Annotated in this window: 28 protein-coding genes; 14 read left to right on the forward strand and 14 right to left on the reverse strand. The window is 61.8% G+C overall.

The window, feature by feature from the left end; translation table 11 throughout:
* Positions 1–64 precede the first annotated feature (64 nt).
* A complete protein-coding gene (locus tag JFT85_RS08415) occupies positions 65–751 on the forward strand; it encodes a spermidine synthase (protein ID WP_053255009.1) in 687 nt (228 codons plus the stop codon).
* Positions 752–885: 134 nt separating this feature from the next.
* Here JFT85_RS08415 and JFT85_RS08420 read toward each other — a convergent pair whose 3' ends face one another.
* Positions 886–1,806: a ParB/Srx family N-terminal domain-containing protein gene (locus tag JFT85_RS08420; protein WP_053255008.1), complete on the reverse strand. Its 921-nt coding sequence runs from the start codon at positions 1,804–1,806 to the stop codon at positions 886–888.
* 151 nt (positions 1,807–1,957) lie between these two features.
* On the opposite strand from JFT85_RS08420, the gene JFT85_RS08425 reads away from it, so the two are divergent.
* From JFT85_RS08425 to JFT85_RS08435, 3 genes are all read left to right on the forward strand, one after another.
* Positions 1,958–2,332: a YajD family HNH nuclease gene (locus tag JFT85_RS08425; protein ID WP_003210675.1), complete on the forward strand. Its 375-nt coding sequence runs from the start codon at positions 1,958–1,960 to the stop codon at positions 2,330–2,332.
* A gap of 161 nt (positions 2,333–2,493) precedes the next feature.
* Entirely contained in the window at positions 2,494–2,961 is a 468-nt protein-coding gene (locus JFT85_RS08430) for an RNA methyltransferase (RefSeq protein ID WP_003189607.1), read from the forward strand.
* 67 nt (positions 2,962–3,028) lie between these two features.
* Positions 3,029–3,379 carry a YgaP family membrane protein gene (locus JFT85_RS08435; RefSeq protein WP_053255007.1) on the forward strand — a complete coding sequence of 117 codons (351 nt, stop codon included), beginning with the start codon at positions 3,029–3,031 and terminating at the stop codon, positions 3,377–3,379.
* Positions 3,380–3,523: 144 nt separating this feature from the next.
* Here the strand turns inward: JFT85_RS08435 and JFT85_RS08440 are convergent, their stop codons facing one another.
* Both JFT85_RS08440 and JFT85_RS08445 read right to left on the reverse strand, forming a co-directional pair.
* Positions 3,524–4,744 carry a hypothetical protein gene (locus JFT85_RS08440; RefSeq protein ID WP_201229655.1) on the reverse strand — a complete coding sequence of 407 codons (1,221 nt, stop codon included), beginning with the start codon at positions 4,742–4,744 and terminating at the stop codon, positions 3,524–3,526.
* 15 nt (positions 4,745–4,759) lie between these two features.
* Complete coding sequence (locus JFT85_RS08445; RefSeq protein ID WP_053255005.1) at positions 4,760–5,209, reverse strand: YcgN family cysteine cluster protein; 450 nt, start codon at positions 5,207–5,209, stop codon at positions 4,760–4,762.
* Between the two features lie 152 nt (positions 5,210–5,361).
* Here JFT85_RS08445 and JFT85_RS08450 point away from each other — a divergent pair, with 152 nt between their 5' ends.
* Positions 5,362–5,955, forward strand: a complete 594-nt coding sequence (locus tag JFT85_RS08450) for a nitroreductase family protein (protein ID WP_169875779.1) — start codon at positions 5,362–5,364, stop codon at positions 5,953–5,955.
* A 121-nt stretch (positions 5,956–6,076) separates the two neighbouring features.
* Here JFT85_RS08450 and JFT85_RS08455 read toward each other — a convergent pair whose 3' ends face one another.
* The 5 genes from JFT85_RS08455 to JFT85_RS08475 all read right to left on the reverse strand — a co-directional run bounded on the left by JFT85_RS08455 (position 6,077) and on the right by JFT85_RS08475 (position 10,733).
* Complete coding sequence (locus tag JFT85_RS08455) at positions 6,077–7,009, reverse strand: D-2-hydroxyacid dehydrogenase (RefSeq protein WP_073637162.1); 933 nt, start codon at positions 7,007–7,009, stop codon at positions 6,077–6,079.
* A gap of 108 nt (positions 7,010–7,117) precedes the next feature.
* A complete protein-coding gene (locus tag JFT85_RS08460) occupies positions 7,118–7,411 on the reverse strand; it encodes a YcgL domain-containing protein (RefSeq protein ID WP_053255002.1) in 294 nt (97 codons plus the stop codon).
* Complete coding sequence (gene rnd / locus JFT85_RS08465) at positions 7,408–8,541, reverse strand: ribonuclease D (protein WP_053255001.1); 1,134 nt, start codon at positions 8,539–8,541, stop codon at positions 7,408–7,410. The genes JFT85_RS08460 and rnd overlap by 4 nt, the downstream gene beginning before the upstream one ends.
* A 122-nt stretch (positions 8,542–8,663) precedes the next feature.
* Positions 8,664–9,263, reverse strand: a complete 600-nt coding sequence (locus tag JFT85_RS08470) for a class I SAM-dependent methyltransferase (RefSeq protein WP_053255000.1) — start codon at positions 9,261–9,263, stop codon at positions 8,664–8,666.
* A gap of 99 nt (positions 9,264–9,362) precedes the next feature.
* Positions 9,363–10,733, reverse strand: coding sequence for a glutamine synthetase family protein (locus tag JFT85_RS08475; protein WP_053254999.1), 1,371 nt, complete (start codon positions 10,731–10,733; stop codon positions 9,363–9,365).
* A 415-nt stretch (positions 10,734–11,148) separates the two neighbouring features.
* On the opposite strand from JFT85_RS08475, the gene JFT85_RS08480 reads away from it, so the two are divergent.
* Positions 11,149–11,922 (forward strand): transporter substrate-binding domain-containing protein, encoded by a 774-nt coding sequence (locus JFT85_RS08480; RefSeq protein ID WP_069552956.1) that lies wholly within the window; start codon positions 11,149–11,151, stop codon positions 11,920–11,922.
* A 50-nt stretch (positions 11,923–11,972) separates the two neighbouring features.
* On the forward strand, positions 11,973–12,809 hold the full coding sequence (locus JFT85_RS08485) for a cache domain-containing protein (RefSeq protein WP_069552955.1): 837 nt from the start codon (positions 11,973–11,975) through the stop codon (positions 12,807–12,809).
* A gap of 63 nt (positions 12,810–12,872) precedes the next feature.
* Here JFT85_RS08485 and JFT85_RS08490 read toward each other — a convergent pair whose 3' ends face one another.
* Both JFT85_RS08490 and pobA read right to left on the reverse strand, forming a co-directional pair.
* A complete protein-coding gene (locus JFT85_RS08490) occupies positions 12,873–14,390 on the reverse strand; it encodes an MDR family MFS transporter (protein ID WP_069552954.1) in 1,518 nt (505 codons plus the stop codon).
* A gap of 66 nt (positions 14,391–14,456) precedes the next feature.
* Positions 14,457–15,650 (reverse strand): 4-hydroxybenzoate 3-monooxygenase, encoded by a 1,194-nt coding sequence (pobA, locus tag JFT85_RS08495; RefSeq protein ID WP_053254995.1) that lies wholly within the window; start codon positions 15,648–15,650, stop codon positions 14,457–14,459.
* A gap of 180 nt (positions 15,651–15,830) precedes the next feature.
* Between pobA and JFT85_RS08500 the strand changes: the two genes are divergently transcribed.
* Positions 15,831–16,697: a helix-turn-helix domain-containing protein gene (locus JFT85_RS08500; RefSeq protein ID WP_053254994.1), complete on the forward strand. Its 867-nt coding sequence runs from the start codon at positions 15,831–15,833 to the stop codon at positions 16,695–16,697.
* A 1-nt stretch (position 16,698) separates the two neighbouring features.
* Here the strand turns inward: JFT85_RS08500 and JFT85_RS08505 are convergent, their stop codons facing one another.
* Positions 16,699–16,875 (reverse strand): hypothetical protein, encoded by a 177-nt coding sequence (locus JFT85_RS08505; protein WP_169875775.1) that lies wholly within the window; start codon positions 16,873–16,875, stop codon positions 16,699–16,701.
* 98 nt (positions 16,876–16,973) lie between these two features.
* Positions 16,974–17,879 (reverse strand): LysR family transcriptional regulator, encoded by a 906-nt coding sequence (locus JFT85_RS08510; RefSeq protein WP_201229656.1) that lies wholly within the window; start codon positions 17,877–17,879, stop codon positions 16,974–16,976.
* A gap of 108 nt (positions 17,880–17,987) precedes the next feature.
* On the opposite strand from JFT85_RS08510, the gene JFT85_RS08515 reads away from it, so the two are divergent.
* Both JFT85_RS08515 and JFT85_RS08520 read left to right on the forward strand, forming a co-directional pair.
* Positions 17,988–18,854, forward strand: a complete 867-nt coding sequence (locus JFT85_RS08515; protein ID WP_201229657.1) for an MBL fold metallo-hydrolase — start codon at positions 17,988–17,990, stop codon at positions 18,852–18,854.
* A gap of 34 nt (positions 18,855–18,888) precedes the next feature.
* Positions 18,889–19,503 carry an NAD(P)-dependent oxidoreductase gene (locus JFT85_RS08520; RefSeq protein WP_069552951.1) on the forward strand — a complete coding sequence of 205 codons (615 nt, stop codon included), beginning with the start codon at positions 18,889–18,891 and terminating at the stop codon, positions 19,501–19,503.
* A gap of 115 nt (positions 19,504–19,618) precedes the next feature.
* Here the strand turns inward: JFT85_RS08520 and JFT85_RS08525 are convergent, their stop codons facing one another.
* Complete coding sequence (locus JFT85_RS08525; protein WP_201229670.1) at positions 19,619–20,497, reverse strand: LysR substrate-binding domain-containing protein; 879 nt, start codon at positions 20,495–20,497, stop codon at positions 19,619–19,621.
* Between the two features lie 110 nt (positions 20,498–20,607).
* On the opposite strand from JFT85_RS08525, the gene JFT85_RS08530 reads away from it, so the two are divergent.
* From JFT85_RS08530 to JFT85_RS08545, 4 genes are all read left to right on the forward strand, one after another.
* Positions 20,608–22,233 (forward strand): 5-guanidino-2-oxopentanoate decarboxylase, encoded by a 1,626-nt coding sequence (locus JFT85_RS08530; RefSeq protein ID WP_201229671.1) that lies wholly within the window; start codon positions 20,608–20,610, stop codon positions 22,231–22,233.
* The gene (locus tag JFT85_RS08535; RefSeq protein ID WP_053254988.1) at positions 22,230–23,672 is read left to right on the forward strand and encodes an aldehyde dehydrogenase family protein; all 1,443 of its coding nucleotides are present in this window, start codon (positions 22,230–22,232) and stop codon (positions 23,670–23,672) included. Before JFT85_RS08530 ends, JFT85_RS08535 begins: the two co-directional genes overlap by 4 nt.
* A gap of 213 nt (positions 23,673–23,885) precedes the next feature.
* Positions 23,886–25,073 (forward strand): cyanate transporter, encoded by a 1,188-nt coding sequence (locus JFT85_RS08540; RefSeq protein ID WP_201229678.1) that lies wholly within the window; start codon positions 23,886–23,888, stop codon positions 25,071–25,073.
* 137 nt (positions 25,074–25,210) lie between these two features.
* Positions 25,211–26,146 carry a LysR family transcriptional regulator gene (locus JFT85_RS08545; protein ID WP_053254986.1) on the forward strand — a complete coding sequence of 312 codons (936 nt, stop codon included), beginning with the start codon at positions 25,211–25,213 and terminating at the stop codon, positions 26,144–26,146.
* Between the two features lie 3 nt (positions 26,147–26,149).
* Here JFT85_RS08545 and JFT85_RS08550 read toward each other — a convergent pair whose 3' ends face one another.
* The gene (locus JFT85_RS08550; protein WP_053254985.1) at positions 26,150–26,512 is read right to left on the reverse strand and encodes a 5-carboxymethyl-2-hydroxymuconate Delta-isomerase; all 363 of its coding nucleotides are present in this window, start codon (positions 26,510–26,512) and stop codon (positions 26,150–26,152) included.
* Positions 26,513–26,515: the final 3 nt, after the last annotated feature.

Consider the following 26,515-nt stretch of genomic DNA (forward strand, 5'->3'; position numbering starts at 1 on the left):
CCTGACCGGAATGTCCTAAGGCTACTCCCAACCGCGCAAGAATGCCCTTCCCAATGAGATTTCCATGAAACGTTTCGTTCTGCTGGACACCACTCCGATCCCCGACAACGGCGGTGCCTTGTGCCTGTTCGAATACGGCGAGGATTTTGTCATCAAGATCCAGGGCGGCGATGGCGGCCAGTTGATGAATACGCGCATGCACGGCTCCGAAGACGCGCTGGCGGAGATCCCCTGCCGTAAAGTCGCCGGGCGCCCGGGTTCGCGGGTATTGATCGGCGGGTTGGGCATGGGTTTTACCCTGGCCTCGGCCCTCAAACACTTGGGCAAGAGCGCCGAAGTGGTGGTCGCCGAATTGGTGCCCGGCGTGGTGGAATGGAACCGTGGGCCGCTGGGAGAAAAGTCCGGCCGCCCGCTGCTCGACCCGCGCACGGTGATCCGCATGGAAGACGTGGCCAACGTGCTGCAGGCCGAGCCGCAGGGCTTTGACGCAATCATGCTCGACGTCGACAACGGCCCCGAAGGCCTCACGCAAAAGGCCAACAGCTGGCTGTACTCCGCCGGTGGACTGGCCGCCTGCGCCAAGGCCTTACGCCCCAAAGGCGTGCTGGCGGTATGGTCGGCCAGCGCCGACAAGCTGTTCAGCGACAAACTGCGCAAGGCCGGCTTCAAGGCCGAGGAAGTGCAGGTGTTTGCCCATGGCAACAAGGGCACCCGGCATACCATCTGGATTGCCGAAAAGCTCAAGGGCTGATCAACACAACCGCTAAAACAGCACAGATCCAAGGTGGGCACGGGCTCGCTCGCGAAGGCGGAGTGTCAGCCTCTGCGTCTGAGCCTGAATGAGCGGATTCGCGAGCTCGCCAGCCTGCACATTTTGAATCCCCGTCAGTTGCGGGCTTTGCGGTAATCGATCACGTACGGGACTTTTTTGTCGAAGGTTTTTTCCAGCTCTCGTTGGTCAAGCGTGGTCATGCCGCCCAATTGATGGGCGGTAAAGCCACTGTCACCGACCAGTGAGCCGGGTGCCAGGCTGACCATGCGCTTGGCCACGGCTTCAATGGCGTCCTTGTAACCGCCCTTCTTGTTCAGGTTGAAGGCGCTCAGGTCAATCTGCGTGCGCAGCCAGTTGCCCCAGTAGAACTCCAGGAATTCCGGTGCAATCGCGCCATCGTCCGGCTTGCCGTAAGCGGCCTTGCGCGTGAAATACACCAGGCTGCGGAAAGTGTCGTCCTGCAAGCTCTTGAAGCCCAAATGCGCCGGCAACTGTGAAGGTGGCAGGCTGTGGCCCTGGTTGTCCTTGAGCCAGACTTTGCGGGCAGCCTCCATGCGCTGCCAGAACGTAGCCAGGTCAGGGCTGTTGCTGAAATCGTCGGTGACCTTGACCCACATTTTCAACTGAGGGCCACCACCGGGCACTTCCCACAACGTGGTGAAGCTGTGGTGACCGTCAGTCAGGTACAGCTGGCCTGCGGGGCCGACCACCACGGTTTTCATGTCCTCGGGATGCGTGCCCACCGGGTCCTTGCAGGTGAAGCTCGCCGGCTGCTGCAAGTCGGCCTTTTTCGGCACGTTATCGGCGGCGCCCTGCCCGTTGGTTTCACAGTATTCGTCGAAGACCTTGGCGGGCTTGTCGGCGAACAGCCCGAGGCTGTAATAAATCTGATCGAACCCCACCACGGCTTGAGTCGGGTGCAGTTGCTCAAGGGACACTTCGATCACCTGGCCGGGTTTGGGGGTGGAGAATGCATGGGCTTGAGCCGTCAAGGCGCAGAGCAGGAGTGCAACGGTCCATGTGTGCAGACGCATAGGTTTCAGATCCCAGTGGATGGCGTGAGCCGATACTACAAACGATTGCCGCTGCCAGGCTGTACCGTTGCTGAAAAAGCCAGCGGTGTTTTCCAGCGCGAGCGGCTAGAATCAAGGGTATCCGTGACCCACCAAATAGCCAGGAGCCATGATGAGCTCGACCAACCCGCCCTCCCACACCGCCAAACTGGACCGCATCCTCGCCGATGCCCAGCGCGACCGGGAAATGGGCTACCGCGACAAAGCCTTGAAAATGTACCCGCACGTGTGCGGCCGCTGCGCCCGTGAATTCGCCGGCAAGCGTCTGAGCGAACTGACCGTGCACCACCGCAACCACAATCATGATGACAACCCGCAGGACGGTTCCAACTGGGAACTGCTGTGCCTGTACTGCCACGATAACGAACACTCGCGCTACACCGACCAGCAGTATTTCGGCGAAGGCTCCACCAGCAGCCCGACCATCGCCAAGGCCACGCACAACCCGTTTGCGGCGTTGGCGGGGTTGATGAAGAAAGACGACTGACGTTCGTCGCTGCCTGCCCGGCCGCCATCGCAGGCAAGCCAGCGCCCACAGGGGATGGCATTCCCATTGTGGCAGCTGGCGTGCCTGCGATAGCGATGGCCCAAGCACCACCTCACTCCCAGGCCGTATAATCGGCGTTTTTCTGCAAGGCACCCTTCCCCGTGGGCAATAAACGCTACAGCTGCATCGGTCTGTATAACCCCAAATCCCCCGAAAACGTCGGTTCGGTCATGCGCGCCGCCGGTTGCTACGGCGTGGCCTCGGTGTTCTACACCGGCGTGCGTTACGAGCGCGCCCGGGATTTCATCACCGACACCAAGAAGGTCCACCACGACATTCCGCTGATCGGCATCGATGACCTGAAAAAAATCCTCCCGCTGGGCTGTATACCGGTGGCTGTAGAACTGGTCGAAGGCGCCCGCCCACTGCCGGAATACACCCACCCCGACCGCGCGCTGTATATCTTCGGCCCTGAAGACGGCTCCCTCGACAAAGAGATCCGCGACTGGTGTGAAGACGTGGTGTACATCCCGACGACCGGCTGCATGAACCTCGCCGCCACCGTCAATGTGGTGCTCTATGACCGACTGGCCAAGGGCAACAACACCCGCTCGGGCCCCAAGTACTGATTTTTTGGGAACATCCGGCGCCTGCAAACAGTCAGCTACTAACACTTGCCCTTGTTGGAGACAGATCATGAGCGACAGCAAAATCCTGCGACCTATCATTGAACACGCACCCTTTGACAGCCAGCCGACTCAAAACGTGCATGGCTGGGAACGTATCGGCTCGGTGGCCGGCGGCGTGATGATGCTCGGCAAAGGCCTGCGTCGTGGCGGGATCTTCGGCTTGATCCAAGTGGCGATTGGCGGCGTGGCCCTGGTGCGCGGCGTCACCGGGCACAGCTCGTTCAAGGACAAGCTGGAGCAAGGCCGCCAGGAAATGAACAGCGTGCGCACAAAGATTGAGCGCGCTGGAGAAGAATTGAAGAACCTCAAGACCAAAGCGGAAGTAGCGGCTGAGAAGGCCACTAAAACGGCCGACTAGTACACCTCTGCGATCAGTTGGAGATCCAAATGTGGGAGCGGGCTTGCTCGCGAAAGCGGTGTATCAGTCAGTACATATTTAACTGACAGACCGCATTCGCGAGCAAGCCCGCTCCCACATTTTTGACGTGTGTATGGCTTAAGCTCAGCGCAATAACTGGGTGTCCAGCACCACCGACGACTCGCCGATCACGCTTTCAGCCAGCTGCACAAACTCTGCGGTGGTGATGCTGTTTGCGCGCATCACCGCCTGTGCAAGGTCGTCCAGCGAGCGCTTGTTGTGGGTTTTCACGCGGATCTCGCGATCCAACTCCTGCAACACCCGCACTGCCCGCGCCACTGTCGCACTGTTGACGTGGTCGCCGCGCAAGGTGGTTACGCCCTTGCCTTCCTTGCCCAACCGCGCCTGGATCGCCGCGTAACGCTCGTCGGTAATCCCACCGGCCCGGCGCAACAGCTCAATGGCGTAATACTCGCCCAAGCCTTCGCCGATCCAGTCACTGCTGTGGTGGTCGTTGAAGCGGCCGATGGCTTGCACCACTTCGCGAATCAACGGGCTACTGCCATTTTCACTCACCAGCGGCGTGCGGCTACTGAGGTAGATCGAGTCGCGGGACGAAAACACGCCACGGCGCATCGGGTCGCTGGCGCCCACCACCAGCAGTTTGGCCGGGTGGCGCGGGAATGCCGCATCAACCTGGGGCCAGACGAAGGTCAGCAGCGTCAACACATCCATGCGCCGCATGGCTTGCCCCTTGGGCGAGGCGACGGTGACGTCGGTGTCCCCCAGGCGCACGCGCCGGCTGCCCAGGGTGCCGGCGAGCATCCAGCCCGTCGGCCGGTCGAACAACCGGGAAACGTTGTCGATACGGAAGGTGTTCTTGCCGATACGCGGCCAGGCCGTCTCGATGCTTTTCCAGCCCGCCGGCAACTCGAATACCAAGCGCGAGACCAGCTCCACGCCGTCCTGCTGGTCGAGCCGCGCCGTCGGCACCAGGTCTTCACCCCGAAACAGCGCCCAACTCGGCGTCATCCGCGCTTCATACAGCCCCGGTTTGCGTGCGTGCGTGAGCCGTACATGGTAAGTCAGGCTGGCTTTGTCGGCGCTGGGTTGCCACACGCCACGGTGGCCGCTGACGCGCCATTGGCCATCGGCCTTGAAGTCGCTGTAGTCACCGTCGTGGCCCAGGTCGAAGTCAAGGCTGCGCACTGCCGAGCCCTGGGACAGGCTCACGCGCACTTCGGCCTGATCGCTCTGGGGCAGCAGTTTGACGTGGTAGTCGAGGTCGACTTTCTTCGCGCACCACGCGGGCAGGCTCAGCGCCAGCAATACCAACGAGGCCGCCAGCTTGGTTGCCACCGTCATACACACTCCTTTTTTTCAGCCTGCGCGGAAGATCAGGTGATCCTCCCAGTCGTCTTCGGGCACGCTGCCTTCGGCGAGCATTCGGCCGGACTGGGAAATGCGTTCGTGGTGCACGGCATCACGGTCGCCGCAAACCAGGTGGTGCCACAGCGGCAGGTCTTTGCGCTCGCTGACCAAGCGGTAGCCGCAGGTCGGCGGCAGCCATTTGAACTGATCGGCCTGGCCCGGCGTGAGCTGGATACAGTCGGGCACCGAGGCACGGCGGTTGGGGTAGTCAGTGCACTGGCAGGTTTTCAGGTCCAGCAGCTTGCAGGCGATGCGCGTGTAATAAACGCTGTTGTCGTCCTCGTCCTCAAGCTTTTGCAGGCAGCACAGGCCACAGCCGTCGCACAACGACTCCCACTCCTCCTGGTCGAGGTGTTCAAGGGTTTTGCGTATCCAGAAAGGTTCGACTTTGGCGGCCATGGCTCTACATCAGTATCGGTAGGTGAAAAGGCCGCCAGTCTAGTGCCCAAGGCCCTTGGGGCCAAGCGCTTACGACTGCCGGTATGACAAGACTTGTCAGGCTTGGGGCGGCGCAGTAGCTTTGAGCCCCGGTTTTTTATCAGGATCTGCCCATGAGCGATAACCCACGCATTGCCGATTACCCGATCCACACCCAGTTTACCGAGCGCTGGTCGCCCCGCGCCTTTACCGGCGAGAGCATCCCGCAGGAGACCCTGCTGAGCTTCTTCGAAGCCGCGCGTTGGGCGCCATCGGCCTACAACTCGCAGCCATGGCGTTTTCTCTACGCGCGCCGTGACACGCCGGACTGGGAACGCTTCCTGGGCCTGCTCAATGAATTCAACCGTGGGTGGGCGCAACATGCGTCGGCCCTGGTGATCATCGCCTCAAAAACCGACTTCATCGCCCCCGGCGCCACGGAAGAAACCCCGGCGCTGTGGCACACCTTCGACACCGGCTCGGCCTGGGGCCACCTGGCGCTGCAAGCCAGCCTCAGCGGCTGGCACACCCATGGCATGGCCGGCTTCGATCAGGCATTGACCCGCCAAGCGCTGAAGATTCCAGACGGGTATGCGCTGCACGCGGCGGTGGCCGTCGGCAAGCTGGGGGACAAATCGAGCTTGCCTGAATACCTGCAAGGCCGTGAAGTGCCAAGCCCGCGCAAGCCGCTGAGCGAACTGGTGTCGGAAGGTGACTTCAGCCTGTAAGCCTTGCCGATATCCCTGTGGGAGCGGGCTTTCCCGCGATAGCGATGGGTCAGTCACTGCATGGCAGGCTGATACACCGTCATCGCGAGCCAGCCCGCTCGCACATTTTGCTTGGGTGAGTTTAATAACCGCGCTCGAAATCCACTTCGCCGCGCAGGGCTTCCTTGGCCTGATACGCCCGCAGGTTCTGCACAAACAGTTCCACCATCATCAGCGGCGAGGTCGGCGCCGAGCTGTGGCCGGTCAACAGCAGGCCCCAGGCGGTCCAGAACGGATGGCGTTGCGGCAGGGGTTCCTGGCGGCAGACGTCGATCACCGCGCCAGCCAGGTGCCCTTCTTTCAGGGCCTCGACCAGATCGGCATCAACCACGGCCACACCGCGCCCGACGTTGATAAACAACCCGGTCGGCTTGAATTGCTTGAACAGCGCAGCGTCGTACAAGTCATGGGTGGTGGGTGTATTGGGCAGCAGGTTGATCACGTAGTCCACCTCCCCGACCAACCGGCCCAATTGATCCAGCCCGGCGACTTCGATAAACGGCGCCTGCTCACGCGCGGTGCTGGCGATGCCGTAGAGCTTGACGCCAAACGGCAGCAGAAAATCGGCAACACACTGGCCGATATCGCCGGTGCCGACGATCAGCACCTTGCGCCCCGCCAGGCTCTGGCCCAGGCGGTTGTCCCACTTGCGCTCGACCTGGCTGACCAACCGCGCAAGCACTTCACGCTCGTGGCCGAGCATGTAGGTGAGCACAAACTCGGCCATGACCTGGCCAAAGATGCCGACCGCACGGGTCAGGCGGTAGTCGCGCGGCAGGCCCTCGGCCAGCAGCGGCGTGATACCGGCCCAGGTCGATTGCAGCCACTGCGGCTGATGCCCTTGGCGCAACAACGTCGCAAGCAGATCCGGCTGGCCAAGCCATACCGGGCAATCGGCGGCCAGGCGCGACAGTTCGGCCGAGTCGCCGCTGGTCAGCACCTCGACGTCCGGTGCCGCGTCACTGAGCAATTGGGCGTAGAGCGGGTAATCCTGTTCAGCAATCAGAACACGCATGGTTCAAACCTTTCAAAAACACTGCAGACGGCCGCCCGCATCCATACGGCCACCACCCACTTTTACGTTTGCGTTGAAGACTGTGCCCCGGACAGGGCACAGATCCGATCACATCGGGTCGTTGCGTCGCAGCAGCTCTTCGGGCAAGTGTTCGATGTACTCGTCCTCGGCCGGTGGCATTTGCAGGTGGTAGCCCTGCTTGTCGAGGTTTTCGAGGACCACGGTGATGTCCTCGCGGGACAGCTTGCGCTCCGGCGTCAGCACCATTTCGAAGGCGAGATGGGCCTTGCCGAAGGCTTCCATCAACGGTTCCGGTACACGCTCCAGTGCATCGCTTTTCAGCACGTAGAGGTACATCCCGTCTTTTTTCAAACTGCGATAGATGGAGCAAATACGTTTCAAGGCTGTTCTCCGGCAGTGGCCAGGCTGTCGAGCAGTGCCTGGCCCATCAACTCGCGGCGCCAGCCACGCAGCGAGTCTGGCAATGTATAAGGCCCATCGGGGTAGCCACTCTTGACCAGGGCTTCGAGGGTTTTCTTGCGCAGCATCAGTTCCGGTGCCATGTCCAGGCGTTCGGCTTCGGCCTGGCCCAGGGCGCGCAGTTGCTTGATCAGCGCGGCGGCGTCCACTGGCAGCGGTTCAGCCACAGCGGGCGGCCATTGATCCATGGACACGCTGCCGGCACGCTTGATCAGGTCCAGCAGAAACTGGCCATCCTGACGCACGGTGCGCGGGTGCATGTCTTCGATTTTGCCCAGTGCGGCAAGGTTATCCGGCTGGGTTTTGGCCAGGGGCCACAACGAGTGTTCACGAATGATGCGGTTGCGCGGCAGGTCACGGGCGCGGGCTTGCTGCTCGCGCCAGGCGCACAGTTCACGCAGCACGGCGAGCTGGGCACGGGACAGTTTCCACGCCAGCTTGGCGTCGCGATAGACCTCGTACGGGTCGACTTCGCGGCGCAGGTTCGCCACCAGCTCGGCGCCGTCTTCCAGGACCCAGGCGTATTTGTCGTCCGACAGTTGCGGGCGCAGCCTGATGTAAACCTCGGCCAGGTGCACTGCGTCTTCGGCGGCGTAGCTCACTTGCGTCTCGGACAATGGCCGCTGCAGCCAGTCCGAGCGGGTTTCCCCCTTGGGCAGTTCGATATCCAGCACGGCTTGCACCAGGCGCGAGTAGCCCATGGAGAAACCGAGGTTCAGATACGCCGCCGCCAACTGCGTGTCGAACAACGGCACCGGCAGGCTGCCGGTCAGGCGCAACAGCACTTCCAGGTCTTCGCTGCAAGCGTGTACCACTTTGGTCACCGCCGGGTTTTCCAGCAAGGCGGCCAAAGGTTGCCAGTTGTCGATGGTCAGGGGGTCGATCAGGTAAGCACGGATGCCATCGCCGATCTGGATCAGCCCGGCAATGGGATAAAAGGTGTCGACCCGCATGAATTCGGTGTCGAGGGCGACGAATGGCAACTGCTGCCATTCGGCGCAATGCTGGCCGAGGCTATCGTTGTCGCAGATCCAGTGAATATCGATGGCCACACGGCTCTCCCTTGAAGAATGGCGCGCAGTATATATCGCGAAAGGGACTTGCGAGCATCCGCAGTGCACACGCCAAGATGAAAACTCCTACAAGAGGCGAAGAATAGTCCGGCAGGAGAGCGTTAGCCTCTCTTACGCAGAACGTAAACGCGCCACAGCTTGGAGCCGGGCAGGAATTCCTGATGATTGAGGACTTTGAAGCCCGCCAGTCGGAACTCTTCCTCCACCGGCGTACGTGCGTTCACTGAGACAATCACCGTGTCACGGCTGACGCGGTGAAACTCACGCAGCAACGCCAATCGCATGTCACTGCTGGGCACATGCCGAAACAACTCCAGGCAGAAAATGCAGTCCACCGCATTTGCCGACAGACCGATGGAAAACGCTGAGCCCTGGAACGTTTTGACACGCTTGAGCAAGGCCGCCGGGTGATGCGTGCGCGCATGGTCGAGCATGTCCTGGGAGTTGTCCGAGGCCAGGATTACCCGGTTGATGTGTTCGGCCAACACCGGCCAGAACCGTCCCGAGCCGCAGGCCAGATCGAGGATCAGCCCCGGTTCGCCGGCGACTTTCAACGCCTGGCGCACCAGCCGCTCATCGCGCCATGCGGCCAGACGCTTGAGCAGTGCGGGCGGCCGCGTGTCGCCGCAAACCCTGGCGTGCTCGCGGTCGCAGCGCTCGGCGAATTCAATCTCGATAGAGGAAGGAGAGGGTGACGACATCACAGGCTCATGTGTGTGGAACGGTAGTGAACGACCTTGATTCGTAGCTTAACCAGCACAACGTGAAAAAAAGGTCGAAACCGCCGAGGTCTTAAGCCATCACGCCTGATGCAGGTACCAACGCCAATCCTGCTCGCCCACTTCGCCCATGAACTGGCGGTATTCGGCGCGTTTTACTGCCAGGTACACACCGAGGAACTCGCTGCCGAACGCCTCCCTTGCCCAGCTTGACCCTTCCAGTGCACGCAGCGTCGTGAGCCAGTCGGTAGGCAGCGGCTCATTGGCCTGGGCGTAGCCGTTACCTTGCACGGGAGCGCCAGGATCGCGTTGCTCACGGATGCCACGGTGGATACCGGCAAGGATCGCGGCAGCCGCCAGGTAAGGGTTGGCGTCGGCGCCGCAGATACGGTGTTCGATATGCCGCGAATTCGCCGGGCCGCCGGGTACACGCAGGCTCACCGTGCGGTTGTCCACGCCCCACGTGGCGGCCAGTGGCGCATAGCTATTGGTCTGGAAGCGGCGGTAGGAGTTGGCGTTGGGGCAGAACATCAGCAGCGAATCGAGCAAGGTACTGAGCATGCCGCCCACGGCCTGCCGCAACAACACAGTGCCATCGGCCGCCTCACTGGCGAACAGGTTATTGCCGTCGGCATCGGCCAGGCTGACGTGCATGTGCATGCCCGTGCCCGCCAGGTCATCGAACGGTTTGGCCATGAAGCAGGCCGTCATCCCGTGCTGATGGGCGACGCCCTTGACCAAGCGTTTGTAACGCACGGCTTCGTCCATCGCTTGCAGCGCATCGTTACGGTGTTCCAGGGTGATTTCCACCTGGCCCGGGGCGTATTCGGAAATCGCCGTACGCGCCGGTATACCTTGCAGTTTGCAGGCGCTATACAGGTCGGCAAGGAACGGCTCGATCTGCTCCAGCTCGCGCAAGCCATACACTTGGGTCGAGCGTGGGCGATTGCCGTCAACATCCCGTGCCGGTTGCGGGCGGCCGTTGCTGTCGGGCTTCTGGTCGAGCAGGTAAAACTCCAGCTCCGCGGCCATCACCGGGTAGTAACCGTCGGCTTTCAGGCCGTCGATCACCCTGGCCAGCACATGCCGGGGGTCGGCCACGGTAGCGGGCAGGCCTTCGGTAGGGTGCATGCTGACTTGCACCGCCGCCGTCGGGATCAGGCGCCACGGCATGCGCTGCAAACTGCCGCTGACCGGGTAGGCGCGGCAGTCAATATCGCCAACGTCCCACACCAGCCCGGAGTTTTCCACGTCATCGCCATTCATCGTCAGGCCGAGGATGGTGCTGGGTAACGGCCGACCACTTGCATACACCGCCAGCAGTTCATCGCGGTGCAGCAACTTGCCGCGTGGTACGCCGTTGTTGTCGAGGATAAACAGCTCGAACATCTCGATGTCCGGGTTCTGCTCAAGGAAAGATCGGGCTTCGTGCAGGCTCGCAAAAACACTCATGGGAATTCTCATACGTTTGCGTCAGGCAGGCGCACAGGCGCTGCCGGGCAGATGCGCACAGGTGCGCGTCATCCGTGGGGCAAATCAACGTAGGGGAAAAGTATCCGGAGGGCGTGCGTGTCGGCAGTGGAACAGGGCCCAGAAAGCCAGTTCGGAAGGTAACGCCTCGACATCGGCCGGACGACTCGGCGCAAAGGCGCCAGGCAGTGTCGCGGGGTGAGTGTCGGGGCCATCGTCCATGCGTCAATCACTGTGAGCTAGAGGCCCGGCAGCGTCACACGCCTGGATAGGCGGTTAAATTCAGGGTTGATGGAGTTTGGTTGCAGGCTGGCTAAACATTCCGTGGCCCTTGCTACCTTGTCGCCCAGCTGGAAATAATGACAGCCCCGATCATGCCCCCCAAGGACCCGACCGCATGAAAGCTTTTCTAGCCCTGTGCGCACTCGCGAGTGTCGCCACCGCGGCCCTGGCCGACACCCCTACCTCGCGCCTCGACGACGTGCTGCAGCGCGGCACACTCACGGTGTGCACCACCGGTGACTACAAGCCCTACACTTCACTGCGCGCCGACGGCCGTTATGAAGGCATCGACATTGCCATGGCCGAATCCCTGGCCAAGAGCCTCAACGCCAACATCCAGTGGGTGCCCACCACCTGGAAAACCCTGATGCCGGACTTCCTGGCACAGCGCTGCGACATCGCCGTGGGCGGCATTTCGGTGTCCCTTGAGCGCCAGAAGAAAGCGTTCTTCAGCCAAGCCCTCGGCGTCGACGGCAAGATCCCGCTGGTGCGCTGCGCCGATGTGCAGCGTTACCAGACCGTCGAGCAGATCAACCAGCCGCAGGTGCGTGTGATTGAACCGGCAGGCGGCACCAATGAAGTGTTTGCCCGTGCGCATCTGGGCCAGGCGCAAATCCGCCTGCACGATAACGTGACGATCTTCGACGAGCTGCTGGCCGGCAAGGCCGACGTGATGATCACCGACGCCAGCGAGGCGCGCTTCCAGCAGAAGCTCAAGCCCGGGCTGTGCGCGGTCAACCCCGAACGGCAAATGCAGTACAGCGAAAAAGCCTTCCTGCTGCCCCGCGATGATGTGGCGTGGAAAAGCTATGTCGACCAGTGGCTGCATTTGAGCGTGGCCACCGGGGTGTACGACGGCATCGTCAATCAGTGGCTGGCGGCGCCCTGAGTCGAAGCCGTCTACGCTGTTGTCACACCAACAATAATGAGGGATGGGGAATGAAGGGACTCTTGCGAATCACCTGGCTGCTGCTGTTGTGTTTCAGCCAGGTGCACGCGGCGACTCAGGCTGAGGACGCCCGGGCAGCCAAGGCCCTGCTGGAAAAGGCCTTGGCTTATTACCAGAGCAACGGTGACAAGGCGTTCGCCGCGTTCAGCCGTCAGGGCGAGTTTGTCGACCATGACCGCTATGTGTTCGTGGTCGATACCCAGGGTGTACTGCTGGCCAGCGGTGGGCCGTCCTCCGTCCTGATCGGCCGTGATGTGTCCGAGCAACTCGGGCCGGACCTGCAAGCCTCGTTCAAACAGGCATTGGCGGTCCCCGAGGGTCAGGGCATCCAACAGGCCGACTACCGCTGGCAGAACTGGAACGATGGCAAGGTTGAGAAAAAACACGTGTTCTATCAACGTGTGGGCGCACGCATCCTGGCGGTGGGTTACTACCTGCCCCGGGCCACACCGGAACAGGCACGGGCGTTGCGCGACAAGACGGTAAAGGCGCTGGTCAAGGATGAAGCCGCGACGCTCAAGGCGATCAACTCATTGCAGGGTGGGTTCCTGCAGGATGACTTGTATGTGTTTGTGGTCGACCTGAATACCGGGCGCTACGTGGCGCATGGCACTAACCTGCGGCTGGTCAATACTGACTTCGGCAAGATCAAGGACCCCGACGGCAAGCCGGTGGGTGAGCCGATCCTCAAGATAATGGCTGAGCAGGACCAGGGTGAGTACACGTACCGCTGGAAAAACCCGGTGACCGACAAGGTCGAGAACAAGCACGCTTACCTGCGCAAGGTCGGGCATTTCATGGTGGCGGTCGGGTATTACAGCCCCTGATCGGCATTGGAAGGCGATTGACCGTGGGTGCCGGCGAGCCAGCGCCCACTGCCGTTGTATCCGTTACCTGGCGTTGTCTTCGCGGCCGCGCAGCAGCCGGTTCGGCATAGCAAGCGCTGCCGCCAACCCCAACAGCGACACCGCCGCACTCACCATCAACAAATGCCGGAACGTCACTGCCAATTCACCGCGCAGCGCATCTTGCGCTGGGCCTGGGGCGGCGTTCAGGCCGTCGAGCAGCACATTCCCGGAACTGCCTTCGGCCACCCACGCACCGCTGGCCAAATGCGCAAAACTCGAATCCTGCAACAACGCCAGCAACAGCGCCGACATGCAGGCCACGCCCACTGCCCCGCCCAACGAGCGGAACAGGTTGGTGGTACTGGTGGCGACGCCGATATCGCGCTGCTCCACCGAATTCTGCGTCCCGACCAACGACGTCGGAAACTGCATACCGGCAGCAATCCCGCACAACAGCATAAACACCGCCGTCAGCCCAACGGCCTGCGGCGCACTGTAGGCCATGCCGAGAATCGCTAAAGGACTCAACAGCGCCCCGGTGAGGATCATCGGTTTATAGCGCCCGGTCACCGAGGTCATCCGCCCGGCGAAATAAGCGCCCATCGGCAACCCCATGGCCAACGGCAACAGGTGCAACGCGGCACTGTCGGCACCGGAGCCGGTCACCGTCTGATAACGCAAAGGCATCAACACTGTCAGGGAAATCGCCTGGAAGCTGGTGAAGAAAATCGTGCACCAGCACAGCACCGCGCTGCGGTTGGCGAACAAGTGCATCGGCAACAACGGCTCGCGCGCACGGCGTTCGTGCCAGACAAACACGCTGAGCGCCACCAGTGCGCACACCAGCAGGCCCAGCACTTGCTGGTCACGCCAATGATGGCCCTGGCCGATTTCAGTGATGCCCAGCAACAAGGCCGTCAGGCCAATGATCATCAGCACGGTGCCCAGGTAATCAATAACCGGCTTACGCTGCGGCACCGGCAGCCCCACCAGGGTGCGATGGGCCACGTACCAGGCACCCGCCCCCAGCGGCAGGTTGATCAAAAACACCCAGCGCCACGACAGGTACTCGGTCATATACCCGCCCAGCACCGGCCCGGCCACACTGGCCACCGCGTACATGCTGCTGAAGTAGCCTTGATAACGGCCGCGCTCACGGGGTGGAATGATGTCGCCGATGATCGCCTGGCTGACCGAAATCATGCCGCCGGCGCCAACCCCCTGGAGAATTCGCGCCAGCACCAGTTGCTCCATGCTCTGCGCCATGCCGCAGAACAATGACGCCAGGGTGAACACGCCCATGCCGATCAGCATCATCGGGCGACGCCCGTACAAATCCCCCAGTTTGCCGTAGATCGGCACTGCCACCGTCATCGCCACCATGTAACCGGAGATCACCCAGGCCAGCAGGTTGACGTCATGAAACTGCGCGGAGATGGCCGGCATGGACACGGCCACAATGGTCTGGTCGAGGGCGCCGAGAAAGATCGCCATCATCAAGGCGACAAGCACGCTGCGCACGGCGGGCACGGGTTGAGCAGGCTGATTGAGATTGGTCACGGCATAACCTTCGAGCAGGGCCCGCTGGAAAAGGCTGCCAGCGGGAATGCTCGATACGATAGCAGGCTACTCGATAGCTTCGTAAGGAAGCCCGACGTAATTTTCTGCGATGGTTTTGCGGCCCGCCTCGGAGCTGATGAAATACGCAAGCTCGCTCTCGGCAATGCGCTGGCTGAACCCGTCGGCCTCCGGAAACTGGTGCAACATCGACGTCATCCACCAGGAAAACCGTTCGGCTTTCCATACGCGGCGCAAGCAGATCGCTGAGTACTGTTCCAGCAGGTCCACCCGCCCCTCGCGATAGACCTTGAGCAAGATCCGAAACAGCGTACTCACGTCGCTGGCCGCCAGGTTCAAGCCCTTGGCCCCGGTGGGCGGCACGATATGCGCGGCGTCCCCCAGCAGGAACAGGCGCCCGTATTGCATCGGCTCGACCACAAAGCTGCGCAGCGGCGCGATGCTCTTCTCGATGGATGGCCCGGTGACCAGTTGGGCCGCCAGTGCACTGGGCAAACGGGTTTTCAGCTCATCCCAGAAGCGCTGATCCGACCATTCATCCAGCGCTTCTTCAACCGGCACTTGCAGGTAATAGCGGCTGCGGGTCGGCGAGCGCATGCTGCACAGGGCAAAGCCACGCGCATGTTTGGCGTACACCAGTTCGTCATGCACCGGCGGTGTGTCGGCGAGGACGCCCAGCCAACCGAAGGGATAGACGCGCTCGAAGACCTTCAACGACTGCGCCGGAATCGACTGCCGCGCCACACCGTGAAAACCATCACAGCCCGCGATGTAGTCGCACTCCAGGCGAAAAGCTTCACCCTGGTGCTCGAAGGTCAGCCAGGGTCGATCAGTTTTGTGACCATGAGGCTGCACGTTCTGCGTTTCGTATAGAGTGATGCCACCCGCCGCTTCGCGGGCGGCCATCAAGTCACGGGTGACTTCGGTCTGGCCGTAGATCATCACCGACTGGCCGCCGGTGAGCGCCTTGAGGTCGATGTGGGTGAGTTCGCCATTGAGTGCCAGTTCGAAACCGTCATGCACAAGGCCCTCGGCGTCCATGCGTCGGCTGACGCCCGCTTCGCGCAGCAGGTCGACCATGCCTTGCTCCAGCACCCCGGCACGGATGCGGCCTTGCACGTAGTCGGCGCTCTGGCGCTCTAGAATCAGGGTCTGGATACCCGCGTTGTGCAGTAACTGGCCGAGCAGTAATCCGGAGGGACCGGCGCCAATAATGGCGACTTGGGTTTTTAGCGTTTTCATTATTTTTATGGCTCGCAAGCTTCACCCGAACGGATCAAGTGAAAGAGTTGTCATTGGTGTTATGGCTGACATTTTTCACTTGAGCGGGCAGCATAAGAAGGTGAAAACTGCGACAAAGCCTGCGCTTTTTACCAATTGGGGCGATTACCGCACCACTATCCTGAGTATCGGATTGAAACCATGACCAAAACCGCGATTCCGGTCTTCAAGCTGTACGGGGAAAGCCAGCAATGGCCGACGCCCGATTTGTTGCACTGCGAAACCATCTCCCGACGGAGTCGGGATTACCAGTGGGAAATCCAGCCCCACCGGCACGCGGATCTGTGCCAATTGTTGTACGTACACAAAGGCCAGGCACAGTTGGAAATCGAGGGCCAGCGCACCACGCTGAGCGAATCGACCTTGCAGGTGCTGCCGCCCCTGTGTGTGCATGGGTTTCGGTTTTCCGAGGATGTGGAAGGTTACGTGGTAACCCTCGCGGCGCCGCTGGTCAGCCACTTGCAGGCACAACTGGGTGCAACGGTGGAGGGTTTGCAGGTGTTGGGCAATTACCCGGCCGGCAACGACAGCGACTACCTCAACAGCCTGTTCACCCGCTTGCAGGGCGAATACGCGGATGAGCAGCCGGCGCGCGACATGATGATGCACGCACTGGTCAGCGTGCTGCTGGTATGGATCAGCCGCCAGGCTATCCAGCGCCACCACCCGCGAGCACCGCGTGGGCGTGAATATTTCCGGCGCTTTACCCAATTGGTCGAACAACACTACCGCGAACACCCGAAGATCGAGGACCTGGCCCACAAGCTGGGCATCTCGGTCTCGCACCTGAACGGCACGTGTCGGGAGTTGGGCGGGCAGCCGGCGTTGCAGATCATGCATGACCGCCAGCTATTGGAAGCCAAGCGCCTGCTGACCTACACCAGCATGACGATCAATGAGATGTCAGAGGTGTTGGGGTTCTCCGACCCGACCAACTTCTCACGGTTGTTCCGCCGCCGGGTCGGCTTTTCACCCAAGGCATTTCGCGAGCAATTGAAGGCTGAGTAGCCTACCGGAGCGCGCTGAAACTGCCGGTGCGCGGCACGCACAGGTCCTGATGGCAGCTGATCGCAAAGGTCGGCTGCATACGGGTCTGTTCAACCCGGTAAGCGGCGGTGCCGTACAGCGCAGTGGCCAGCACGCACAGGATGAAAATCATCAGGTACTTTCTGATTTTTAGAGTCATGACACACCTCTGAATGAATCGACTCGGTGCTGTTTAAAGCATAGGTCAGTCAGGGCGAGTTGCCATTATTGGACGCTATTCGAGATGTTTATGTCGGATCAGAGCCCGACATCCCAGATCGGTTCTTCCGGGAACCTGAGCACCAAAAAATCCAACAGGCTGCGCAGCGCCGAAGGCATGTGTTTGCGCGAGGCGTACACCGCGTAGATGTTCATCTGCCGAGGCTCGGCCTCGGGCAACAGGCGTACCAGTTCGCCACGGCGAATGTAGTCGCCCGCCTGGTAACTGGGAAGCATCGAAACCCCTGCCCCGGCCAGGGTCACGCGCAACAAGGTACTGGCCTCGTTGGACGTGATATTGCCGTTTATCGGCACCGAGACGTGCTCGCCGTTTTCTTCGAAATGCCACAGGCTTTTGCCGAAGTAAGAGTGAGTCAGGCAGTTGTGCCGGGCAAGGTCTTCGACTTTCTGCGGGGCCGGGTGCTCCAGCAGATACGCAGGCGTCGCACAGACCACTGAACGACAGACGGTCAGCCGCCGTGCGATGAGGTTAGGGTCCAGGTCATTGCTGGTTCGGATGGCCAGGTCGATGCGCTCGTCCACGAGGTTCACCGTGCGGTCGAGCATCTGCAAGTCGACCGTCACCAGGGGGTAGCGCTTGACGTACTCGGCAATCGCGTCGGCCAACTGCGCCTGGCCGAACGAGGTGCTGACGCTCAACCGCAACAGGCCACGGGGCGCGTCATCAGGCTCGCTGACTGCGGCTTGCATGTCGCAGCACAGTTCCAGCAACTGTCGGCAGCGCGGCAGAGTTTCACCACCGGCGGCGGTCAGGCTGAGTTTGCGCGTGGTGCGGTGCAGCAGGCGCGCACCGACCCAATCTTCCAGCTCGGCCAAGTAACGTGAGACCACCGGGCGCGACAGGTCCAGATGATCGGCAGCGGCCGATTGGCTGCCCAGGTCCACCACGGTCACAAACACCCGCATTGCTTGGAGACGATCCATGATTTGCACGCTTTTAGAAACAAACTATGTTCCAGCATCGCATTTTTTGTTGCGTTTAGTGCAACTAAGCTCTGTGCATCACTTAACGATTACTGGAGCTGCCCCCCGATGCTAGCCACTCTCAAGCGCCTGACCCTGACAACTGCCGCGCTGGCCTTCGCCGCCCACGCTTCGGCGGCAGAGCTGAAACTCGACGTGTATAACCCAGGTGAAGCAGCCATCTTCCCCGTCAGCTCTGTGCTGGTCAGCGGCGCGAAAGACGCGATTCTGGTGGACGCGCAATTCGGCAAAGGCCAGGCCGAGCAGCTTGTGCAAAAGATCCGCACCAGCGGCAAGCACCTGACCACCATCTACATCAGCCATGGCGACCCGGACTACTACTTCGGCCTCGACACCCTGACCACCGCCTTCCCCGACGCCAAGGTACTGGCACCGCAACCAGTGGTCGACCATATCAAGGCGACCGTGGCCGGCAAGCTGGAATTCTGGGGGCCGAAAATGGGGGCCGACAAACCGGCTAAAACCATCGTGCCGCAGGTGCTTGAAGGCCATAGCCTGAGCCTGGAAGGCCAGCAGCTGGAAGTCATCGGGCTGGACGGCCCACAGCCGGATCGCAGCTTTGTATGGATTCCTTCGATCAAGGCCGTGGTTGGCGGTGTCGTGGTCGCCGAGAACATTCACCTGTGGATGGCCGACACCCAGAGCGCACAGTCTCACAAAGACTGGCTGGCTACGCTGCAACGTATTGAACAGCTGAAACCGAACACGGTGATTCCAGGCCATTACCTGGGTAAACCATCGCTGAAGTCCGTGGCTTTTACCGCCGACTACATCAAGGCGTTCGACATTGAGACCGCCAAGGCCAAGGACTCCGCTTCCCTGATCGCGGCCATGAAAAAGCGTTACCCCACCCTCGCCGACGAAAGCTCACTGGAACTGAGTGCCAAAGTCGCCAAGGGCGAAATGAAGTGGTGAATGGTTTTAACCCTTTAACGAACTGGAGAACCTCATGAGCAAGATTGCAATCATTGGTGCCACCGGCCGTGCCGGCAGCCAACTGCTGGAAGAAGCGTTGCGCCGTGGGCACACCGTCACCGCCCTCGCCCGTAATACCGACAAACTGGCCGCCCGTCCGGGTGTCACCGTTAAACAAGTCGATGCCCTGGATGCCCAAGCCTTGCAACAGGCCATCAGCGGCAACGACGTGGTGATCAGTGCAGCGCACTTCGCCACCCTGCCGGCCAGTGCCGTGATCGGCCCGGTGAAGCAAGCCGGTGTGAAACGCCTGCTGGTGGTGGGCGGTGCCGGTTCGCTGCTGTTGCCAGGCGGCAGCCGTGTGATCGACAGCCCGGGCTTCCCGGCAGAGTACAAGGCCGAAGCCAGCGCAGGGGCTGAGTTTCTTGCAGCGCTGCGCGAGGAAAAGGCACTGGATTGGAGCTTTCTGTCGCCGTCGGCAGAGTTCGTAGAAACCGAGCGCACCGGGAAATTCCGCCTCGGTCAGGATGATTTGCTGGTGAGTAGCGACGGCCGTAGCTGGATCAGCTTTGCCGACTACGCCATCGCGCTGATCGACGAAGTGGAAACACCGAAGCACTCGCGCCAGCGTTTCACGGTCGGCTACTGACCGAGCGCGGTCAACACGATGGGAGCGGGCTTGCTCGCGAAGGCGTTGGTTCAGTTAGAGCATCGTTGACTGACACATCGCTTTCACGAGCAAGCCCGCTCTCACCTTTGGATGTTCAGTGCCAAGACTGTTGTGCCTGGCTCACCAACCAATCCATCAGTGCCTCCAACCCAGGCGACGGCTCAGTCCCCGGCGGATACACCAGGTAATAGCCCATCCCCGTCGGCACGCGCAGTTCAAACGGCGTCGCCAAGCGCCCGGCCTTCACATCCTCGCCAATCAACGCACTGTCGCCAATCGCCACCCCAGACCCTTGGGAGGCCACGGTCATTGCCAAATCCAATGTCTCGAAATGATGCCCCTGGGCCAGGTTGCTCAAGCGCGTATTGGCCGCCTTCAACCATAACGCCCAGTCCCGCTCATCCCGTGTGGGGTGCAGCAACACCTGTTGTTGCAGGTCCGCTGGCACACGCAGGCCGGCCAGTAATACGGGGGCGCACACCGGCGTGAGTTGCTCATCAAACAAGTGCCGCGCCTCGCTCGACTGCTCGGCGATGGGCGCATAGATCACGGCCGCGTCGAATTGCTCGCGGCGAAAGTCCACGGTGTAAGCCACGGTGGTGGTGAGTTCCACCGGCACTTCCGGGCGTTCCTTTTGCCACTGCATCAAGCGCGGCAGCAGCCAGCGCATCACGCAGGTCGAGGCCTTGAGTTGCAGGGTGTCGCGGCGACGGCCGATTTGCTCCACGGCATCGCCGATCAGGCCGAACACCTGCTGCGCGCGCAACGACCACTCGCGGCCTTCTTCGGTGAGGCTCAAGCCCCGCGCCTGGCGCTGGAACAACGCGTAGCCCAAATGGCGTTCCAACCCGGCGACCTGCCGGCTCACCGCACCTTGGGTGATGTGCAGGTGCTCAGCGGCGCGGGTGAAGTTGCAGCACTGGGCCGTGACCCAGAAGGTGTGCAACGCGGGCAGCGGCGGAAGGCGTTTCATCGGGTTCAGCCATGACGTAGGGACATGGCTAGTATGACTTTTTATCGATTGTTGCCGCTACCGGCCAACCGGTCCAATACCGCCTCGAATCCATCACAAGAGCGACACGTATGGCCACCTGCGGCGAAGTATTGGTCAACCTCCTGGAACGCTACGGCGTGGACCAGGTGTTCGGCATCCCCGGCGTGCACACCGTGGAGCTGTATCGCGGCCTGGCGCGCTCACGCATCCGTCACGTCACCCCGCGCCACGAGCAGGGCGCGGGGTTTATGGCCGACGGGTACGCGCGCACCAGCGGCAAGCCAGGGGTGTGTTTCATCATCACCGGGCCGGGCATGACCAACATCACCACCGCCATGGGCCAGGCCTACGCCGACTCGATCCCCATGCTGGTGATTTCCAGCGTGCAGTCGCGCAGCCAATTGGGCGGCGGACGCGGCAAGTTGCACGAGCTGCCGAACCAGGGCGCGATGATCGCCGGCGTCGCCGCGTTTTCCCATACGTTGATGTCGGCGGCAGAGTTGCCTGGCGTCCTGGCCCGCGCGTTTGCGCTGTTCCAGGCCGGTCGACCGCGCCCGGTGCATATCGAGATTCCACTGGATGTGCTGGTCGAAAACGCCGATGCACTGCTCGCCAGTGCACCGGTCAGTGTCGCGCGCGCCGGTGCGGCGCCGCCGGCGGTCAAGCAGATGAGCCAGTTGCTTGCGGCCGCCAAACGCCCGTTGATCCTCGCCGGTGGCGGCGCCATCGATGCCGCCGCACCCCTGATGCGCCTGGCCGAAACCCTCGGCGCACCGGTAGCCCTGACCATCAATGCCAAGGGCATGCTGCCGTCCACACACCCCTTGCTGCTCGGCTCGACCCAAACGCTGGTCGCCACACGCGCCCTGGTCGCCGAAGCCGATGTGGTGCTGGCCATCGGCACGGAGCTGGCGGAAACCGACTATGACGTGACCTTCGCCGGCGGCTTCGAGCTTCCAGGTTTACTGCTGCGGGTCGACATCGACCCCGACCAGACCGTGCGCAATTACCCGCCTCACGTCGCGCTGGTAGCCGATGCGCAACTAGCCGCCGAAGCCTTGCTGGCGGAACTGAGCACCACGCCACTGCCGGCTCGCCACAGCGATTGGGGCACTCAGCGCGTCGCTCGTTTGTGGGCCGAATTAACGCCCACCTGGGACGCCGCCACGCGCGCGCAAACCCTGTTCCTCGACACCGTCCTGCAGGCACTGCCCGACGCCGTGCTGGTGGGCGATTCCACCCAGCCGGTGTACAGCGGCAACCTGACCCTGAACCTCGACCACCCACGCCGCTGGTTCAACTCGTCCACCGGCTACGGCACCTTGGGGTACGCCCTGCCCGCCGCCATCGGCGCCTGGCTGGGGCGCGGCGACGGGCAGCCGGTGGTGTGCCTGATCGGCGACGGCGGCCTGCAATTCACCCTGCCGGAATTGGCCAGCGCCGTGGAAGCGCGCGTGCCGGTGATCGTGTTGCTGTGGAATAACCAGGGTTACGAGGAGATCAAGAAATACATGCTCAACCGCTCCATCGAGCCGGTCGGCGTGGACATCTACACCCCGGACTTCATCGGCGTGGCCACGGCCTTGGGCTGCGTGGCCGAAAGCATCCAGGGCATCGAGCAACTGCGCACGGCCTTGCGCGCCGCCGCCGATCGCCAGGGGCCAACGCTGATTGAAATCGACCAGGCGCTCTGGATGAAGGCGGTAGCGGTATGAGCCCAGTAGTGAACGGGGTGTTTATCGGCGGTGAATGGCGTGCGGGCCATGATGTACTGGAGGTGATCAACCCGGCCACCGAGGCGACGCTGGCCCGCGTCAGCGTCGGTGATGCAAGCGCCGTGAGCCAAGCGGTCGGCGCGGCCAGTGCGGCGTTCATCGACTGGTCGAAAAGCACCGGCCGTGAGCGCGGCGCGCTGCTGCGTGAGGTCGCCCGGGGCGTGAGCGCGCAACGCGAACATTTGATGCGGTTGCAATCGAGCAACAACGGCAAGCCTCTGTTTGAAGCGGGCATGGATGTGGATGACGTGGTCGCCACCTTCGACTACTACGCCGGCATCGCCGAACAGTTGGACGCCGGGCAAGACCGTCCGGTGGCACTGCCCGCCGATGATTTCAGCGCGCGCCTGCGCCGAGAACCGTGCGGCGTGGTGGGGCTGATCGTGCCGTGGAATTTCCCGATGGTCACCACCGCCTGGAAACTCGCCCCGGCGCTGGCTGCCGGCTGCTGCGTGGTGCTCAAGCCGTCGGAAGTCACGCCGCTGGCGGAGCTGCATCTGGCGCGGATTATCGCTGAGGCCGGGTTCCCGGCCGGGGTGTTCAATCTGGTCTGCGGCACCGGCTTGGCCGTCGGTGCACCGCTGGCAGCGGACCCTCGCGTCGCGAAGATTTCCTTCACCGGCAGTAACGCCGTGGGCGTGCAGGTGATGCAACGCGCCGCTGAAACCACCAAGGGCGTCAGCCTGGAATTGGGAGGCAAATCTTCATTGCTGGTATTGGCCGATGCCGACCTCGACCTGGCCGTGGAACTGGCCTGTGGCGGCGGCTTTTTCAACGCCGGGCAGATGTGTTCCGCCACCAGCCGCGTGCTGGTAGCGGACAGCCTCGCGGATCAATTCCTGCAGCGGTTGCAGACGCGGGCTGAAGGTATTCGTGTGGCGGAGCCGTTTGCCGACGAGGTGGAAATGGGCGCGTTGATTAACCGTGCGCAGTATCAGCGGGTGCTGGGGCACATCCAACGCGGCATTCACGATGGCGCGCGGTTGTTGTGTGGCGGTGATCGCCCGGCGCATCTGGCGAAGGGCTATTTCATTCGCCCGACGGTATTCACCGATGTGCCATTGGACAGTGCCTTGTGGAACGAAGAGATCTTCGGCCCGGTGCTGTGTGTACGCCGTTTTGCCTCGGTGGACGAGGCCATCGCGTTGGCCAACGACAGCGATTTCGGCCTGGTGGCCAGTGTGGTGAGCAACCATGCCGAAACCGCCGACCGCGTGGCCAACGCCTTGCAGGCCGGGCTGGTATGGATCAACGCGCCGCAGGTAATCTTCCCGCAGACGGCATGGGGCGGTTACAAGCAGAGCAGCATCGGCCGCGAGTTGGGGCCGTGGGGGCTGGCGGCGTTTCAGGAGATCAAGCATGTGATTCGCGCCCACTAACGACGAACGTCCTCTGTGGGAGCGGGCTTGCTCGCGAAAGCGGTGTGTCAGTCACAGATTCATTGCCTGATCCACCGCATTCGCGGGCAAGCCCACATTTTGATTCGCGGTGCATCAGTCACCTGCAATTTTTAGATAGCCCCAACGACTTTCTGATTTGCCCCCTTCCCCCCTGCGTGGCCTGATTCGCCCTTGTCTATTCAAGGCCCGCCCATGGAAAACGTTCACGCAAAACCCGCTACCGCCGTCTGGCTGATGATCAGCGTTGTACTGGTCGCCCTTAACCTGCGCCCGTCGATGGCTGCCATTGGCCCACTGTTGTCGTCGATTCGCACTGATGTGCCGTTAACGTTCAGCAACGCGGCGTTGTTGACCATGCTGCCGGTCATGGCCATGGGCCTGGCGATGTTCTTTGGCATGGGCCTGGCCAAGCGTTTTGGCGAACACCGCAGCATGATGATATCGCTGGCAGTCATTGGTCTTGCCACGCTCTCACGGCTGTTTCTGGATTCGGCGCTGGCGCTGATCGTCAGCGCAATGGCGGCCGGCGTGGGCATTGCGATGATCCAGGCGGTGATGCCGGCGCTGATCAAGTCGCGGTTCAGCCATAACGGTTCGCTGTTCATGGGCCTGTACGTCACCGCCATCATGGGCGGCGCGGCGCTGGCGGCGTCGTTCTCGCCATTCGTGCAAGCGCAGACCGGCAGCTGGCGCATCGGCCTGGCGATCTGGGCGGCACTGGCGGTATTGGCGTTGGTGTTCTGGTACGCGCAGCGCTCGGCCATGCCAGCGCTGCCCCAAGGCGGTTCCGGCCCACAGGAGTCGTTTCTCGGCAACCGCCGCGCCTGGTTGCTGGCGGTCTTCTTCGGCCTCGGTACTGCGTCCTACACCTGCGTACTGGCGTGGCTGGCGCCGTACTACGTGGAGCAAGGCTGGAGCGAACAGAACGCCGGTTTGCTGCTGGGGTTCTTGACCGCGATGGAAGTGGTGTCCGGTCTGCTCACTCCGGCCATCGCCAACCGCCGCCAGGACAAACGCGGGGTGGTGGCGGTGCTGCTGGTGCTGATCATCACAGGGTTCTGCGGCCTGATCCTGAGCCCGCAACACCTCAGCCTGTTGTGGCCATGCCTGCTGGGGCTGGGCATTGGCGGCCTGTTTCCGATGAGCCTGATCCTGTCCCTCGACCACCTCGATAACCCTCGACGCGCCGGCGGCCTGACCGCCTTTGTGCAAGGCATCGGTTACCTGATTGCCGGCCTGTCACCGCTTATCGCCGGGATGATCCGCGACCAGTTGGGCAGCTTTCAATGGGCCTGGTGGTCACTGACCGCCGTGATCGTGGTGATGCTGTTGATCGTCACGCAGTTCAACCCAAAGCATTACGCGCAACATATCCGCTGACGTCGTGTTGCGAACATTTTTTGTCCCAAGCCAAACATAGAAACGACCTACAGCACTTTCTATTGGTACGACCGTTCCGTTAAGCTTTTGCCTTTGTCGCGCGCTGCCTCAGTGCCAAGGCTTACCGGACGGAATGGATGCTAAACAGTAATTTGCTCAGAAAGCTCGATATGCAGGACTTGATGGTGTTTATCGCCGTCTACGACCAGAGCAGCGTTACCGAGGTGTCTGAAACGTTGTTCGTCAGCCAGTCCACCGTGAGCTACAGCCTGAAGAAACTGCGCACCAGTTTTGAAGATGAGCTGTTTATCAACACCCGGGCGGGCATGCGCCCTACGTACAAAGCCACCACCATGTACGGGCATGTGCAGAAGATCCTGGAAAGCATCAACCTGTGCCATGCCGGTGGCCAAGCCTTCAACCCGACGCAGCAGGCCGTGACCTTCAATGTGTGCGCCCCTGAGTACTTCGAACAGTTGATCCTGCCGCGCCTGTTGAAGAACTTCGACCGCGCCGACCTGCCGGTGATCGTCAACGTGCAAAAGCTGGAAACCGAGATCCCCGCCGATGACCTGCGCGAAGGCCGCCTCGACCTGGTGCTGTGCTTCGGCCCGCACTTTCACCGCGCCCATAAAGACTTCAAGACCCAGATGCTGCTGGAAGACGACCTGGTGTGCGTGTTCGATAAACGCTCGGCACCGCGCGAGCCGACGTTCAGCCTGCAAGCGTTTGTCGAGCGGCGCCACGTGTTCCCCACACCGTGGACATCCGACACCAACATGATTGACGGCTGGCTTACACGCCAGGCCCACAAGCGCCAGGTCATCGCCCGGGCCAACAGCTACAGCGCGGCCTTGAAGATGATCACCGGCACTGACTTCATCGTTACCCTGCCGCGCCGCATACAAAAACTGCTGGCCCCGGCCACGCTGTTCGGGCATTGCGAAGCGCCCAACGGTTTACCGGGGTTCACACTGGACATGCAGTGGAACGAAACCAGTGAGCAGGACAGCGCCAACACATGGTTTCGCGAACAGGTGGTGAAGGTGTGTGCGGACCAGGGCTTGCTGTAACCCTTAGCCGATCGCGACCTTGCTATAGGAATCGCGATCGATGTCCAGCACTTCAACACTGAGTTGAAGCTGCACATTCGCCGGCCATTCACCCAGGTCCTGCAAGGCCGCCAACAGGCTTTGCGACAACTGCTGCTTGACCTGCGGTGACCGCCCGCTGAGCATCGACAGCGTCACCGCGATAAAACCGCGCGGGTTGATTGACGTGCCAACCTGGAAACTCTCGACCTTCACCGCGCGGCTTTTGATATCGAACTCGGAACCGAACTGCCCGGATGCCATCAGTACGTTGTTGAGCCTCAACAGCGTCTTCTCGACGGCCAAGCCTGTGAGGTTGGCGGTGTATTCCAGGTGCAGATGCGGCATGAA

This window comes from Pseudomonas sp. TH04, assembly GCF_016651355.1.
In the GTDB taxonomy this organism is placed as follows: Bacteria; Pseudomonadota; Gammaproteobacteria; order Pseudomonadales; family Pseudomonadaceae; genus Aquipseudomonas; species Aquipseudomonas fluorescens.